This window comes from Streptomyces sp. NPDC051636 (genome assembly GCF_044453765.1).
Lineage (GTDB): Bacteria > Actinomycetota > Actinomycetes > Streptomycetales > Streptomycetaceae > Streptomyces.
The window spans coordinates 57,189-73,035 of sequence record NZ_JBITDA010000017.1 but is presented as its reverse complement, the minus strand read 5'-3'; the positions used below and the strand labels follow the sequence as shown (position 1 = coordinate 73,035).

General features: G+C 69.6%; 10 protein-coding genes and 1 pseudogene. 4 read left to right on the top strand and 7 right to left on the bottom strand.

From position 1 onward, the window contains the following. The first annotated feature begins 51 nt into the window (after positions 1-51). A complete protein-coding gene (locus ACIBBH_RS26790) occupies positions 52-1,545 on the top strand; it encodes a sugar transferase (protein ID WP_399408768.1) in 1,494 nt (497 codons plus the stop codon). Positions 1,546-1,559: 14 nt separating this feature from the next. After that, entirely contained in the window at positions 1,560-2,789 is a 1,230-nt protein-coding gene (locus ACIBBH_RS26785) for a hypothetical protein (protein WP_399408766.1), read from the top strand. Here the strand turns inward: ACIBBH_RS26785 and ACIBBH_RS26780 are convergent. Then, the gene (locus ACIBBH_RS26780) at positions 2,765-4,672 is read right to left on the bottom strand and encodes an asparagine synthetase B family protein (protein WP_399408764.1); all 1,908 of its coding nucleotides are present in this window, start codon (positions 4,670-4,672) and stop codon (positions 2,765-2,767) included. The two genes, ACIBBH_RS26785 and ACIBBH_RS26780, sit on opposite strands and share 25 nt — an antisense overlap. Beyond that, positions 4,672-6,957 carry a bi-domain-containing oxidoreductase gene (locus ACIBBH_RS26775; RefSeq protein ID WP_399408762.1) on the bottom strand — a complete coding sequence of 762 codons (2,286 nt, stop codon included), beginning with the start codon at positions 6,955-6,957 and terminating at the stop codon, positions 4,672-4,674. Before ACIBBH_RS26775 ends, ACIBBH_RS26780 begins: the two co-directional genes overlap by 1 nt. A 221-nt stretch (positions 6,958-7,178) precedes the next feature. Between ACIBBH_RS26775 and wecB the strand changes: the two genes are divergently transcribed. Next, a complete protein-coding gene (gene wecB, locus ACIBBH_RS26770; RefSeq protein ID WP_399408760.1) occupies positions 7,179-8,486 on the top strand; it encodes a non-hydrolyzing UDP-N-acetylglucosamine 2-epimerase in 1,308 nt (435 codons plus the stop codon). Here wecB and wecC read toward each other — a convergent pair. The 3 genes and pseudogenes from wecC to ACIBBH_RS26755 all read right to left on the bottom strand — a co-directional run. Next, positions 8,388-9,617 (bottom strand): annotated as a pseudogene (gene wecC / locus ACIBBH_RS26765) (UDP-N-acetyl-D-mannosamine dehydrogenase); the annotation flags it as partial. The gene wecB and the pseudogene wecC overlap by 99 nt on opposite strands. Continuing rightward, a complete protein-coding gene (locus ACIBBH_RS26760) occupies positions 9,604-11,325 on the bottom strand; it encodes an ABC transporter ATP-binding protein (RefSeq protein WP_399408757.1) in 1,722 nt (573 codons plus the stop codon). The pseudogene wecC and the gene ACIBBH_RS26760, both read right to left, overlap by 14 nt. Before the next feature lie 90 nt (positions 11,326-11,415). Next, positions 11,416-12,621, bottom strand: a complete 1,206-nt coding sequence (locus ACIBBH_RS26755; RefSeq protein ID WP_399408755.1) for a glycosyltransferase — start codon at positions 12,619-12,621, stop codon at positions 11,416-11,418. 315 nt (positions 12,622-12,936) lie between these two features. Between ACIBBH_RS26755 and ACIBBH_RS26750 the strand changes: the two genes are divergently transcribed. Beyond that, on the top strand, positions 12,937-13,659 hold the full coding sequence (locus ACIBBH_RS26750) for a class I SAM-dependent methyltransferase (protein ID WP_399408753.1): 723 nt from the start codon (positions 12,937-12,939) through the stop codon (positions 13,657-13,659). Positions 13,660-13,743: 84 nt separating this feature from the next. Here ACIBBH_RS26750 and ACIBBH_RS26745 read toward each other — a convergent pair whose 3' ends face one another. Next, the gene (locus ACIBBH_RS26745) at positions 13,744-14,463 is read right to left on the bottom strand and encodes a glycosyltransferase family 4 protein (RefSeq protein WP_399408751.1); all 720 of its coding nucleotides are present in this window, start codon (positions 14,461-14,463) and stop codon (positions 13,744-13,746) included. Positions 14,464-14,957: 494 nt separating this feature from the next. Continuing rightward, positions 14,958-15,827, bottom strand: a complete 870-nt coding sequence (locus ACIBBH_RS26740; protein WP_399408749.1) for a class I SAM-dependent methyltransferase — start codon at positions 15,825-15,827, stop codon at positions 14,958-14,960. Positions 15,828-15,847: the final 20 nt, after the last annotated feature.

Here is a 15,847-nt window from a genome sequence, read left to right as displayed (position 1 = left end):
GGAACGCCGTACACACTCGATCAGACCCTTTTCATCCCGCTTGGAGGGCGAATGTGGCTGTTCGGGGACACCCTGCCCCAGCTACCGGCGGCACGGCAGCCGTGGACCCGGGTCGTCGACGAACAGCCACCGGCCGGACGCGACACCGGCAAACCCCTCTGGTACGCGCCGGCCGCCGTCCTCGGTGACGCGGTCGGCGCCCTCGTACCGGCATACCTGGCCTTCGCCCTGACCGACGGCGCGCGGGCCGTGACCCACGCGGCGGTGGCGGCCGTGGCCTGGCTGCTCGTGCGCGCCGCACGGGACCGCTACGCCGAGCGCCGTCTCGGTGAGGGCGGCGTCCTGCGCCCCGCCCTGCACGACTGGCTGGTCATGGTCGGCATGCTCGCGGTGGTCCGGGCGGCGACGGGTGAGGACTCCCCGTTCCTCCTCGCGCTCGCCGCCCTGATGCCCTCCGCGCCGGCGAGCGCGGTCGTGCACACGCTGATCCGCCGGCATCTGGTCGCCCGGCGCCGCGACGGCCGGGCCGTGCGCCGGGCCCTGGTGATCGGGGCGGCGGACGCCGTCGACGGCCTGGTCGGCCACCTCGCGCGGCGGACCGAGCACGAGTTCGTCGTCGTCGGCGTATGTCCGATCGGCGAGGAGGACCCGCAGACGCTGGCCCCCGTCGCCGCCCGCCTGGACCGGCGGCAACCCCCGCGCATGACGGCCGACTCGGCCCCGGTGCTGGATGCGGCCCGGCGGCTCGGCGTGGACGCGGTCCTCGTCGTACCGGGACCGCACATGAGCGGAACACGCCTGCGCCGGCTGTCCTGGGCCCTGCACGGCGAAGGCCGCCGGCTCGTGGTCGTACCGGGCCTGACCGAGGTGTCCGGACGCCGGGTGGGCGTCTTTTCGGTGGCCGGACTCACCATGCTGAACGTCACCCCGCCCCTGCGGCGGGGGCTCGCCGCGGCGGTGAAGTCGGTGACCGACCGGCTGGGCGCGGCGCTGCTCCTCGTGCTGCTCGCCCCGGTGTTCGCGGCGGTCGCCCTGGTCGTACGCCTGGACTCCCCGGGACCCGTCGTGCACCGGCAGACCCGCGTCGGACGCGGCGGAGCGCCGTTCACCATGATGAAGTTCCGCACCATGGTCGCCGACGCCGAACGGCTGCGGCAGCAGCTGGCCGGCACCAACGAACAGGACGGCCGGATGTTCAAGATCCGCCGTGATCCGCGCATCACCCGCGCCGGCCGCCTGCTGCGCCGCTGCTCCCTGGACGAACTGCCCCAGCTGCTCAACGTGGTGCGCGGGGACATGTCCCTGGTCGGCCCGCGTCCGCCGCTGCCCGACGAGGTCGCCCGCTACAACGAGGTGGAACTGCGCAGACTCGCCGTCAAGCCGGGCCTCACCGGCCTGTGGCAGGTCAGCGGGCGCTCGAACCTGTCGTGGGACGAGACGATCGCCCTGGACCTCGGATACGTGGACAACTGGTCGCCGTCGGTGGACCTCGGAGTGCTGGTGCGGACGGTGCGGGCCGTCATCGCGGGCACCGGGGCGTACTGAGAGGGAGAGATCCGATGCCGTCGAGGACCGCCCCCGCCGCCCCTCCACCGCCGGGCCGCCCCGCACCGGACCACCCCGTCCGGTCCGCTGCCGATGTGCTCGTCCTGGCCGACCGGCTCTTCCAGTGGGCCGACGCCCGCACCTGGGCGGGCCCCGACCCGTACGACGGACTCACCGGACCGCTGGGACGGCTGGCCGTGCACCGTGTACTCCGCCAGGGGCTCCTGCAGGCCGTCAAACGCAGCCCGGCCGACCTGCGGCCGGCCCTCGGCATCCGCCCGCTGCGCACTGCCACGGCCACCGGCTGCGCCGCCGGTGCCTGCGCCCGGCTCGCCGCGTCCCCGGTGTGGCGCGAGCGTGCCCTGCGCCTCGGCCGGTGGACGGCGGCCGAGCAGCTGTCCGGGCGCTACGCCGGGCTGTGGCGCTACGAGTTCGACGTGCAGACCCGCTGGTCGTACTACCCGGCCTCCGTCCCCAACCTGGTGGCCACCACCTTCTGCGCGGACGGCTGCCTGGACGCCGGGACCCTCGGCGACGAGGCCGTGGCGACGCTCGCCCGCGGGCTGCTGGAACACCTGCACAACGGCGAGTTCTTCACCTACACCCCGACCAGCGGCGTCCTGGTCCACAACGCCAACCTCATGGGTGCCGCGCTCGCCGCCCGCCTGGCCCGCACCGCGTCCCTGCCCGCCGGCCTGGTGGACCGGCTGGCCGACGCGGCCCGCCGAGCGGTCGAGGTGAGCCTGGCGGGCCGGCGCCCCGACGGCTCATGGCCCTACGGCCAAGGACCGCGCCTGGACTGGGTGGACGGCTTCCACACCGGATACGTGCTGCTGCGCCTCGACCAGGCCGCGACCCTGCTCGGCATGGACGTGCGGACCCCGCTCGAACGCGGGGTGGACCACTACCTGCGGCACCTCTTCGACGGCCCGCTCCCCCGCTACTTCGCGGACGCCCCAACCCGACGCGACCCGAACAACGACGCCACGGCGGTACGGATGGCGGCGTGGGCGGCCGAACGCGGCTTCACCGGCACCGATTTCGCCCGCGAGGTGCTGGCGGCGGTCGTGGGACGCTATCCCGGCCTCGGCACCGGGACCCCCAGGAACAGGGCCCTGTGGGAGTCACCCCGCTGGAGCGCCGCCCCCCTCCTGGACGCGCTGACCGCCCTGCACACCGTGCTGCCGGGCGGACCACCCCTCCCGGCCCCCGGCCCCGGTCAGCCGGCCGCGGCCGCCTCGTAACCCGACAGGACCTCCGCCGTCCGCCCGGCACCGTCCGCCGCGTACCGCTCCCACCACACGGCCGCACACAGCAGCCCGAACACGGCGAGCCCCCGGTCCCGCCGGCCGTGCACGTGCTCGGCGACGAGACGGTCCGCCGTGCGCCGGTCGAAGAGGTCGTCGAACAGCGGGGAGCGCCGTACCTCGGTCCACAGCCGGTCGCCGTGCTCGCGCAGCAACGACCGCACCGGCGCCCCGAACCCCGTCTTGGGGCGCCGGGCCACGAACTCCGGCACGCCGGAGGCCACCGCGGCCGCGCGGAAACGCGCCTTGCCGTCACCCAGCCGCAGCTGCTCCTCCGCGACGGCGCCGAGAGCGGCGGCCACCACCGGCTCCCCCAGGAACGGAACCCGCAGCTCGACGCTCGCGCGCATCGACGCGCGGTCCCCGTACAGCAGGTTCAGGCCCGGCAGGAACAGCCGCCGGTCGCACTCCGCCAGCGCCGCGAGGGGCGTCCCGCCCGCGTCCAGGACGGCGCCCGCCACCTCACGGTGCCGCTCGGTGATCGCGTCCAGCCCCACGAGCGGTGACAGCGCCGCCCACTCCCGCCTTGAGTAGTACGCCTGCGTCGCCCACGACCAGTCGCGGGGGCCGAGGTGGAGCAGCCGCCCGAACTTGTCCGCGCGGCCCCGGTAGCGCCGGGGCGCGGGAACCAGGGTGGCGGCGCCGAGGGTCGGGCGCGTCCAGGCGGGAAGCCGTTGCAGCAGCAGTACGGCCTGGTAGCGCTCATAGCCAAGGAACAGCTCCTCGACACCCAGCCCCGACAACAGCACGGTCGCCCCGTCGCGAGCGGCGCGGGACAACTGCATGAGGGCCACGGCGGCGGGGTCGCCGAACGGCAGCTCCATGGTGGTCACCAGCTCGGGGATCCGGCGCAGCACGTCGACGTCGAGGTCGACCCAGGCCAGCGGCAGGCCCAACTGGTCGGCGACCCTGGCGGCGTAGGGGGCGTCGTCCTCGAAAGGCTCCGTGCCGGCCACCGCTGTGCGCGGCCTGGCGGCGAAGGCGGGCCCGGTGAAGCCCTCCCTCACGAGCTCCACGCCCAGCCAGGTGCTGTCCAGGCCCCCGCTGAGCAGCAGCCCTACCTTCACATCGGCCCGCACCTGACGCGCGACCGACTCACGGACGGCGGCGCCGATGTCCGCGGCGGGCGCGAGGGCGGGAGCACGCCACCAGGTCGACGCCTCGTCGTACCGGGGTGCGCGCCGGGACAGCACCGTCCCGGCCGGTACGGCACTGACGCGCTGCCAGCCGGTCCGCGGCGGCGGCGTCCACAGGAACATGGCACCCTGCGCCACCGCGACCGGGTCGGCGCCTCCGGCCAGCCCCGCGGCCCGCAGCGGCTCGATCTCGCCGGCGAGCGCGACCATGCGCCCCGCCGCGTCCGCCGCCGCGTACAGCGGCTTGACGCCCAGCCGGTCACGTCCGTAGCGCACCTCGCCGTCGGGCAGGACGAGGGCGAAGGCGAACATGCCGTCCACCTGGTCGAGCAGCCGCGGCGCGTCCGGTTGCAGCAGCAGTTCGTAGAGGACCTCGGTGTCGCCCTCGGTCGTGAACCTCACGTGCCGCTTGCGCAGCAGCTCGCGCAGGTGCGGTGCGTTGTAGACCTCGCCGTTGTAGACCAGCAGGCCCCGCTCGGGCGAGCCGAAGGGCTGGCCGCTCCTCGGGTCGGGGTCCACGACGGCCAGGCGGCGGAAGTGCAGCGCCGCGTGCCAGTTCTGTCCCCCGAGGTCCGCGTGTCCGACCGCATCGGGGCCGCGGTGTGCGATCACCGCGCACGGGTCCGGGCGGGACGGCGGCCCGGGCCGCGCGGCCCGGCCCAGCAGCACCACGAAGCCGCACATCAGAGCACCGTCGTCGCCGAAGCGGAACCGCCGGCCTGCCGACCCGGTTTCGGCACGGCGGCGGCGGTCCCGGGGCCGGGCGGCGGGCACCCCAGCGCCCTGGCCAGCGCCGGTGTGGCCGGGGCGGTCTCCACGACGCGGTCCTCGTTGAGCGCGCCGGCCGCGCGGCAGGCGACGAGGGAACTCCACAGAGCCGACGCGAAGTCGGCGGCGGCAGCGGTCTGCTCGTCGAGGGGCTCGTCGCGGACGCGGCGCAGGAGCGCGCGCATCTCGGCCGCGTGGCCCTTGGGCGCGCCCCGGTACTTCGTCGTGGCCGCCCTTCCCCCCTTCCACACGGTGAGCGAGCGGAAGTCATCGATCCTGGCCGCCATCCCGTCGGTGGCCACTTCCAGGAGTTCCTTGGGGGCGCCCGGAGCTGTCAGCCCCCCGTACACGATCGAGGCGGACGAGCCGTCGTCGTACGTGAGGTGGAGAGTGACGCTGTGTGCGGTGGCCGGGTCCTGGGAGTCCACGCCGACGGCCCGTACGGCACGGGGCCTGCCGGGGACCAGGAAGCCCGCGGTGTCGATGAAGTGGCACACCTCCCCGAGCAGCCGGCCGCCCTGCCGGGGGTCGAGGTACCAGTGGCCGGCCGGGAGCCGGCCCGCGAACACCCGGTGGACGACCTGGAGGGGCGCACCCACGGGGAGCGCGGCGCGCAGGTCCCGCACCGAGGGGGCGAACCGCCGGTTGAACCCGGCCATCGCCGGGGCGCCGGAGGCCAGCCACGCGTCCGCGAGGTCCTCCAGTTCCGTCTCGGTCAGGCCCAGGGGCTTCTCGCAGAACAGGGCGGCACCCGCGCGCAGCGCACGCGCCGCGTACCGGCCGTGGCTGTCGTGGCGGCTGAGCACCATCACGCAGTCCGCGTCACCCGAGGCGAGACCGGCCTCGGCGCTCTCCGCGACGGTACGGAATCCCCATCGGCGGCCCTGGTGCGCGGCGGACAGTCCACGTCCGCCGGCGACCCACGAGAACGCGACGCCGGGCTCCCGTTTCAGCTCGGGGAAGAGCGTTCTCGTGGCGAAGTTGCCCGCACCGACGGCCGCGATCCGCACCGTGCCGCGCGGGGCGGTCCAGGTATGCGCAGCCGTCAGCGCCGGGGGAGGCGGCGGGAGTTGCGCCGTGCCGGGGTAGCGCAGGAGGAGGGCCACGTTCCGGCCGGTGCCGGACGGCTTGAGCGCCTCGTACGCGTCGGCCGCGTCCTCGACGGCGAAGACCCGCGGCCTGAGCTGGGCGAAGTCCACCGCGCCCGTCCCCAGGAGCCGGAGCACCTCGGCGAGGTTGCGCCGTTCCGTCCACGGGACGTAGCCCTCGGGGTACGGGTGGCCGCCCTCTTCGAAGCGGGGGTCGTACCGGCCGGGGCCGTAGGACCGCGCATAACGGATCGACAGTTCCTTGTGGTAGTACGACGACCGCGGCGGCGCGACGTTGACGTCGCCGACGACCACCACCGTCGCGCGGTCACGGGCGAGGCGTCCGGCGGACGCGACAGGGTCGGAGCTGGACGTGGCGGCGGTGATGAGCACGGCGTCCGCGCCGGCGCCCGCCCAGCGCCGGGAGACGGCGCCGGACAGATCGGCCGTGTCACGCGGAAGGGCCACGAGCCCGGCCGACTCGGCGAGCGCCACCATGGCCGGGTCGGGGTCGATGCCCAGCCCGTCGTATCCGTAGGCGCGCAGCAGATGGAGCGTGATCTGCCCGACCAGGCCCAGCCCGATGACGGCGATCCGCGAGCCCGGTGCCGCGTCGGCCTGGTGGATGCCCTGGAGCGCGATCGCGCCGACCGTGGCGAAGGCGGCCCACTGGGTGTCCACACCGTCCGGCACGGGAACCACGAGGTTGCGGGGCACGGCGACGATCTCCGCGTGCGACGCGTAGCGGGCACCGGCGGCGGCGACCCGCATACCGGGGCGGATGTCGTCGACTCCCTCACCCGTCCCGAGGACCGTGCCCGCACAGGAGTACCCGAGCTGGACCGGACGGTCCAGGCGGTCCTGGACCGTCCGGTAGGTGTCGGCGAGACCCGTCCGCCTCACGCTGTCGAGCACCTGCGCCACCTGCTCGGGCCGCTGCCGCGCCTTCCCGATCAGGCTCTGCGCGCCGGTCGAGACGGTGGCCCGCTCGGTACCGGCGCTGATGAGCGACCAGTCGTTGCGGATCACCACCGTTCCCGGGGTCGCTTCGGGGGCGGGGATGTCTCCCACCGTGATGGAACCGGTGCGCGGGGACAGGAGGACTGTTTTCATTTCCTGCCTTTACAGGAGGGAACTCGACCCACGGCGGACTGTAGGGAGAACGATGCACGGGCACTCGTCCCTCTCCTGCCGAACGGGCCAGACGGGGGAACATCTCCATACGGCCGGGTGAACACGGGTCCGGCACGGCGGGCACGGGCACGGAATACCGCTTCGCTGGTGCCCGGAGAGCGCCCCGGCTGCGGTCCGGGACCGCTCGGAAGGAGACTCGGGTGAAGCGACTGATGGTCGTCTACGGAACGAGACCGGAGGCCATCAAAATGGCTCCCGTCATCGACGCACTCGACCGGTCCTGGATGTTCCGGCCGACGGTGACGGTGACCGCCCAGCACCGCGGACTGCTCGACCAGGTGCACGCGTTGTTCGGCATCCGCGCCGATCACGACCTGGACATCCTCAGCCCGCGCCAGTCCCTCGCCGACATCACCGTGCGCATCCTCGACGGGCTGTGCCCCCTGCTCCTGCGGGAACGCCCGGACGCGGTACTGGTCCAGGGGGACACCACAACCGCGTTCGCCGGGGCGCTCGCCGCCTTCTACTGCCGGGTCCCCGTGGTCCACCTGGAGGCCGGACTGCGCACCGATGACCGGTACTCGCCCTTCCCCGAGGAGATCAACCGCCGGCTCGCGACCCAGCTGGCGTCCTTGCACCTCGCGCCCACCTGTCACGCGCGGGAGAACCTGCTGCGGGACGGCGTGTGCCCGTCGTCCGTCGTGGTCACCGGGAACACGGTCATCGACGCCCTGCGCTGGGCCGTCGGACGCAGGGCGCGCTTCGGCGACCCGGCGCTGGCCGACCTCGACGACACCGCCCGCCGGGTCCTGCTGGTGACGGCCCACCGCCGCGAGTCCTGGGGAAGCGGCATGGAGGCCATCGCCTGCGCCCTCGCCGACCTCGCCCGCAGCGAGCCCGGTCTGCTCATCGTGCTGCCGCTGCACCCCAACCCGGTGGTGCGGGAGACGATCCTGCCGCATGTGGAGCGCCTGGAGAACGTACGGCTGACGGAACCGCTCGCCTACGGCGCCTTCGCCCGGCTGATGGACCGCTCGCACCTGATCCTGACCGACAGCGGCGGCATCCAGGAGGAGGGGCCGGGCCTCGGCAAGCCGGTACTGGTCATGCGGGACACCACGGAACGCCCCGAGGCCCTGCGGGCGGGCACCTCCCGGCTGGTGGGCACGGACCGGGAGCGCATCGTGAAGGAGGTGCGGCGGCTCCTGCACGACCGGTCGGCGTACGCGGCGATGGCGAGGGCCGTCAACCCGTACGGCGACGGTCGCGCCGCGGACCGCGCCGTACGGGCCGTGGGCCACTGGCTGGGGCTGTGCGAGCGTCCCCCGGAGTTCGGCGGCGCCGGGTCAGCGCCAGAAGCCGCGGGTGTCGAACACGGCCTTGCCGCGCAGCGCGGTCCGTTTGACGCCGCGGAAGGCGTCATGGTCCACGAGCAGCGCGACGAGGTCGGCGTCCCGTACGGCGGTGGTGACGTCGACGAGTTCGGCCGCGCCGGTGCGCGCCAGTGACTCGGGCAGCTCGCCGATGTTCGGCTCGGCGACCAGCAGCCGGCCGACCTGGCGCTCGGCGAGCTGTGTGGCGATATGGAGGGCGGGGCTTTCCCGCAGGTCGTCGATGTTCGCCTTGAAGGCCAGGCCGAGACATGCGATCACGGGGTCCTTGAACCGCTCGGCGGTCCGGACGATCTCGCCGAGCACGTAGCCGGGCCGTTCGTCGTTGACCTCGCGGGCGAGCCGGACGAGCCGCGCCTGCCGGGGCACGGCGGAGACGATGAACCAGGGATCCACCGCGATGCAGTGCCCGCCGACGCCCGGCCCGGGCCGCAGGATGTCGACGCGGGGATGCCGGTTGGCCAGGTCGATGACGTCCCCCGCGTCGATGCCGAGCTGGTCGCAGACCATGGACAGCTCGTTGGCGAAGGCGATGTTGACGTCCCGGAAGGCGTTCTCGCTGAGCTTGGCCATCTCCGCGGTCGTGGCGTCGGTGAGCAGGCACTCCCCCTTGGCGAACACCTGGTACAGGTCCCGTGCCCGCTCGGCGCAGCCCTCGCCGACCCCGCCGACGACCCGGTCGTTGGTCACGATCTCGATCATCGTCCGGCCCGGCAGGACACGTTCCGGACAGTGGGCGACCCGCACGTCGGGCGCGTCCGCCGTCTCATGCGGGAACGTGAGGTCGGGCCGATGCTTGCCGAGCCACCGGGACAACTCCACGGTGGTGCCGGGTGGCGAGGTGGACTCCAGGATGACGAGGTCACCCGCCTTGAGCACCTCGGCCACCGAGGCGGCGGCGGCACGCACGTACGACAGGTCCGCCGTGCGGTCCTCCCGGAGCGGGGTGGGTACGGCGATGATGAAGGCGTCCGCGGGCTCGGGTGCCGTGGTCGCCCGCAGCCGCCCCATGGCCACGGCGCCGCTGACGGCCACCGCGAGATCCGGTTCGACGAAGTGGGCGCGGCCGGCGTTGATGAGGCCGACGGTGGCGGGGTTGACGTCGACGCCGACGACGTCGATCCCGTTGGTGGCGAGGGCGGCGGCGGTGGGGAGGCCGATGTAGCCGAGGCCGACGACGCAGACGGTCCACAATCCCCTGAACCGCTCGGACCCCTCCTCACTTACGGCAATGTCATACTCCGGCACGGCTACCTCCAAGGACTTCTTCAGGACTGCCGATCACGGCTACGCGCCCCTCACGAAGCACGATCACCTCGTCCGCACGTCGAGCCGTCTCACGACGGTGGGTGACGAAGAGTGTGATTCTGTCCGCTGCCTTCACGAGCACCTCATCGAGGAGCCGCTCTTCGGTGTCCGGATCAAGCGCACTGGTCGCTTCGTCCAACACCAGGACTGGCCGGTTCGCGTACAGAGCCCGGGCGACGCCGATCCGCTGACGCTGCCCACCCGACAGCGCCGTTCCGTGATGCCCCACCGATGTCCTGAGGCCATCGGGAAGAGTGTCGATGAACGGGGAGAGCTGGGCCGCGTCCATGGCCGCCTCCACCGCGCCCACGTCATCGTCCTCGCCCGGCCAAACGACGTTGTCCCGGATCGTGCCGTGGATGACGACCGGTTCCTGAGGCACGAAAGCGATTCGCCTCTGCCACTGCTCGATCTCACAGTCGTCCAGGAGCACGTCGTTGACCAGAACCCTGCCTTGCTCCGGGCGAATCAGACCGGTCACCACGTCGATGAGGGTCGACTTACCACCGCCGGTCTCACCGATGACCGCGTACGTGCGACCTCTGTCGAATCTCACCGACACCTGTTGCAGGGCTCCTGCGCTGCGGTCGGGGAACTGCACCGTCACGTCCCGCAACTCGATGGAGCGGATCCCGTCGGGGACCGGACGCGTGCCAGTGCGGCGGTCCAACGCAGCGATGATCTCCGCGCGCCGGCTGCACCATCTCCCCCACCAAGCGGCGCGGGCCCGAGCGTACAGCAACTGGTCCTGCGCCCCCTGGAGCTTAGGCACGACCCGGTAGAAGGTCGCCACGAACATCAGAGCCGCAGCGAAGTCATGCCCGCTGAGCAGTGAGAACAACAACACACCCGCGAGAAACACCGCTCCGAGGGTCTCGGCGAAAGCTCTGGTAACGGGTTGGGCGGCTTCGCTGCGGAATTGGAACCCGCGGACGCGCTCCGTCCGTTCGTCGAGCCGTGCACCCCACCATTGGCTCATTCCGCCGGACCGGAAGTATTTCAGACCATGAAGCAGTGTGCTTGCATCCTCGCTGAGATCGGAATTCTCACGGGCGAAGTCTCCCTGGCAGCGAGCCGCGAGCCCGGCGGCCTTCCGGTAGAACACCACCGAGAGCGCGATGAACACAACCGCCCCAGCGGTGAGCATGCCGCCGAGCAGGCCCGCTGCGACGGCGAGTATCGAGGCCACAGTGATTCCCGAGCTGCCCGTGAGGAACGTCCGCGCACCGACCGCCACTTGGGTCGGCTCCACCATCACGGCGGATACGAGATCTCCACGCCGCAAGGACGCGAACTTACGCCAGTCCAGCCGGAGCAGCCCGTCGAAGAGCTCAGTCCGCAGCTGACGCTCGACAAGGCAGGTGAGGCGGACGATGAGGACATCGGCAGTGAGCCTCAACGCCACGGCAAGCATCGCGCACAGGAAGAAGACAAGGACGTACAAAGCACCGCCCGCACCACCACGAGCGGGAACAGCGCTGTGCAACATCGGCACCAGCGAGGCGAGTCCGACCGCCTCCGCACAGCCAGCGGCCGCCGAGACGGCGACCACGGTCCATGCCGCGACTCGATGCCCCGCCAGGACTTCTCGGTACGTCTGCAGCATGGGCACGTCGCTTGCACCGCTGTCTCCGCGCTCCTCCCGCACCTGGCAGAGCGTGGACCACGCTCGGCCGGCCCACTTGGCGATCACTGCACGGAGACGTGTGGACAGGTGGCCCGATGAAGTGCTCATGCGTCAGCTCTTGGTCTTCAGTGTCGGTCTGCCGGTGCTCTCGCGCTGTGGCGCCTCACGCATGTCCTCCGCGGCGCTCATCAGCCCGTGCTGTGTCAGCACCTCTCGCAGCCGACCGGCTTGTACGAAGAGGTCGAACCTCTGCTCGGCACGTTTCCTGGCGGCCTGGCCCATCGTGTGAGCCATCGAATCGTCGGCGAGAACCATCCCCAAGGCGTCTGCCAGCCCCTCGACACTGCGCGGCGGAACCATCAGGCCCGTCTCTCCGTGACACACGACCTCCGACAGCCCGCCCGTGTCGAAGGCGACGACGGGACGACCGCGCGCCGCGGCTTCGCAGGCCACCAAGGAAAGCCCCTCACCTGCACCTGACGCCACTTCCACGCTTGGGGCGCACAGCAAGCGGTGCTGCCTCATGAGCGACAGCACGGCGGCGTGGGGAAGGGTGCCGAGGAATCGGACACTGGCCCCGGACGGCAACTCCGCGGCTTGCCTCTGCAGTGCGCCACGTTGTGGCCCGTCCCCGACCACGGTCACGCTGACGCGACGACCTTCCCGGGCCAACCGTCCCACCGCACGCACGAGGAAATCGCACCCTTTGTTTTCGATGAGGCTGCCTACGAAAAGCACGCCAGCACGGTCTCCAGCGCTTCCCAGCCGATACCTGTCCGGAAGGGCCACGCCGAGATGGTGCACGACAACCCGGGAAGGCGGGACTCCCAGTGCAACGAGCCGATCTCCCAGAAACCTGGACACAGGAAGAAAAAGTCGCACCTTGCCGACAAGACGTGCCCAGTTCCGCGAGAGCTGGCGCATGCTTCTTGGCCTGTGATGACGACCACGGATGGTCAATACGTCCGACCCGTGGCACATCGCAACCAAGGGCACGCCCAAACTCTCGGTAAGGCGGGAAACACGCCAGGCATAGTGCAGGCAGTGGGCGATCAGCACGTCGGGCTCAAAGTTCTTCAGTGCTGAGCGCAGGCGGGGAGAACGCCTCATCGCTTTCCACATCACTGCTTCCACGCTGCCGAATACGCAGTCGCGGCCCATTACCCACGTAGGACCTGGTACCTCTATACCGGGCATGAGATCAACACCGAACAACTTAGCTCCCATGGTGGCTTCCGTGGCGACGAGCTGGTCGGCGACGAACGTCTGCGTCGGAGCCAGCACTTCCTGTGTGTACCAGGCCAGTCTTGGCCGCATCCATCTCTCCCCGTTTGCCCGTCCCGGACGACCATGGGATCACCTTGCCCACCCCACCTTAAAGGGCAACTTTTACGTAACGTCGATGACCCATACCCCGACAGGCTGAAATCACCCTCCATCGGAAGCGAAAGGCCAGATGCCCCTGCGTTTACCGTCTCACCTGATTGTCCTACGACTCGCCGCTCCGGGTGAAAGGCTCTGTTGGGTATGACTGCCACTGTTCCTATGTCTTGGTGGACTAAATCCTGCCTTCAACGCCGAGGCGCTAGTAGGATTCCCCCGCCAGACTCAAGCGACAGACCGGAGTACTCCATGACCCTCACCGACACCCTCAAGAAGAATGTGCGAGAACTTCCGTGGCTGGGCGCCAAGGCTGCGACGCTTTCACACCTGACCAGAAAATTTTCCTTCCCAGGGTCTCGAGACTACTGGGAGGCGCGTTACGCACAAGGAGGCACCTCCGGTCATGGATCCGAGGGAATCCTGGCACAGTTCAAAGCCGATGTCCTGAATTCCTTTGTTCAGCAACACGGAGTTGACTCGGTCATCGAGTTCGGGTGTGGCGACGGTCGGCAGCTGAAGCTGGCAAAATACCCTCGCTACTTGGGAATCGACGTCTCCAAGACCTGCCTGCGCCAAGCCATGGCCCTGTTCGCCGGAGACGCCACCAAAAGCTTTCTCCGGTACAATCCCCAGCATTTCCTCGACTCCGCGAATTTCCTGACGGCAGATTTGACGATTTCATTGGACGTGATCTACCACTTGGTAGAGGACGACATTTACCTACTCCACCTGAAGCATCTCTTCACGTCTGCTCACCGATACGTCATTCTGTACACCAGCGACGACTCGCACAGGTCCGGTGCCAGCGGACACACTCCACCCCATGTGCGCCATCGTCCGGTGACACGGGACGTGGCAGAACGTTTCCCCGAGTGGCGACTTCAACAAAAGATTCAGAACCCCTACCCGCATACCGGTGGTTCGGGCACCAACACCTCATTTGCCGACTTCTACATCTATGAGGCCAGGTGATACCTTCCGGATGAAGCGGCTGCCCCGGCTTCAAATGGGGCAGCCACCTCACTTGATCCGGCTCGGCGTGCGTAATTCCGACGACTATGCCAGCATTCTCGAGAGACCCTCGACAAAGCGTGCGCTCATCGCTTCCACGGTGTATTTTTCGCAGTCTGCCGAGCATTCTCGCCCGAGCTGCACCATCAGTTTGTCGTTGGACAGCAGGCCGACGATTCCCTCGGCATAGCGCTCCGGGGTGTTCTCGGTAACAACGGCGTTTCTGCCGTGCTCCAAGTATTCGAACTCCGGACTGTGATACGGCCAGCGGGTCGTCACCACCGGCGTACCCAAGGCGAACGAATCGACAGCGCAAAGGCCGACGAGCCCCGGCATCAGCATCAGTCGGGAAACTGCCCCCAAGACAGCCAGATCTTCCCGCTTGACCGACCCCAGGTACACGACGCCTCTCTGCTGAACCGCAGCTGACTCGAGCAGAGAGCGTTGCGGTCCGTCGCCGGCGACAAGGAGCGTGAAGCCTGGAAGCGCTTCCGCGATATGGGCCACAGCGGTGAGCAGGAAGTGCAAGCGTTTGGGACCATCCAGTCTTCCCACGAACAGGGCCGTGCGGTCGGCAAGCAGCGCATAACGGGCCGAGAAGTCCCTGACCTCCGATTCGGTCACTTTGTCAACAGCCAATCTGAGAGCAGCCGTGTCGGTCGCATTCTGAACCGCGGTGATTCGGTCCTTCGGGAATCCCTGGCGTGCCACATGGGCGGCACCGCCATGTGTATAGGCAAAGAACCATTGGGCTTGCCGTGTCACGATGCGCTTTGTCGCGCGCAAGAGAGGGCCGACACTCCGATTGTATGTACGGCCGTGCCCCCACATCGCCACTCGCGGAGCTTCACGTCCTGCCTCCCGGCCGTAGAGGAGAGACCTGATGAGCACCGGATACGTTTCCAAATTGTGCAGGGCTTGCCCGACTACCATGACGTCCGACCGGCGCCCCAGATTCCCCAGTCTCCTCCAGTAGGCGGCGTGATGTCCCACCCGCCAGCAGTGCTCACGAAGCGGGAGTGCACAATCGAGGCCGTCAGCGGACTTGTCCCCTCGCATGCTCAGGACCGGATCCGGTGATCCATGGGCAACGATCAGGTCTGCGTTAAGAGAAGCATCGAGATCGCTTGCCAGCCTACGAAAGAACGGCACGCGGTAAGAAGGGACGTAGGGTTGGACGATGGTTACCGTGTGCCGCGACATAGATCTTGATCTTCCTCTTCGTCCTAACCAGCTGGTCCACCCTGAAGGATCCGACTTCACAGTGCGCGCGGCGTAAGACGTGCCCACAGGTGCCAACCCAGGGCTCTCTCGCCGCCGATCCCATGAACGGGCAGCGGAGGGGCATGCATGAACCACTTCTCCGCGCGCCTGACGGTGAAGTCCGGGAAGTCCTCCCGGATCCTTCGGATGTCGTAGACCCGAGAGTATGGATTGCTGGGACCGTCAGTGTTCGCGTGGATGAACGTGGACATGCTCAGGTACCGGTGGAGCCCGATGCGGCGAGCGCTTGCCAGATGGGCGTCGAGCAGCGTCCCGGGCTTGCTGAGCAGACCCAACTGTGCCAGGGGGTAGGCGGCCAGGAGCGCGGCGCGGCGTACCAGGCCGATCGCGACGAGGTAATTGAGGGACCAGCGGGCATAGAGCATGACCACCAGTTCCCCGCCAGGCCTCAGGACACGCCGGATCTCCTGCTGGGCCCGTCGGATGTCGGGAACATGGTGCAGTACGCCATGGCTGAAGACCACATCGAAAGAACCGTCCGAGAACGGCAGGTCCAGGACACTGGCCTGCTGAAGGGTTTCGAAGGGAAGCCCTCGAAGAGTGAGCCGGGTTCTCGTGCGCGTGACCGCCGTCTCGGTAAGGTCGACCCCGGTCCATGTGGCGCCACGGCGGATCAACTGCTCTGCTTCTGCCCCCTGGCCGAGGCCGATTTCAAGCACCCGGCGGCCCGCGACATGCAGGCTGTCCAGGCACCTCGGGATGTGTGATTCGAGTTGGTATTTTCCCGCGTCATACCGGCTGAAGAACGCGTCATAGTCCTCCGCCGCTTCTCCCTCCGGCGCGCCCAGCAGCTGATCTCCACAAGGATGGGCGGACCAGAACTCCTGGACCTGCTTCTCATGCACAGGGCCTCCAGTGACTCGAC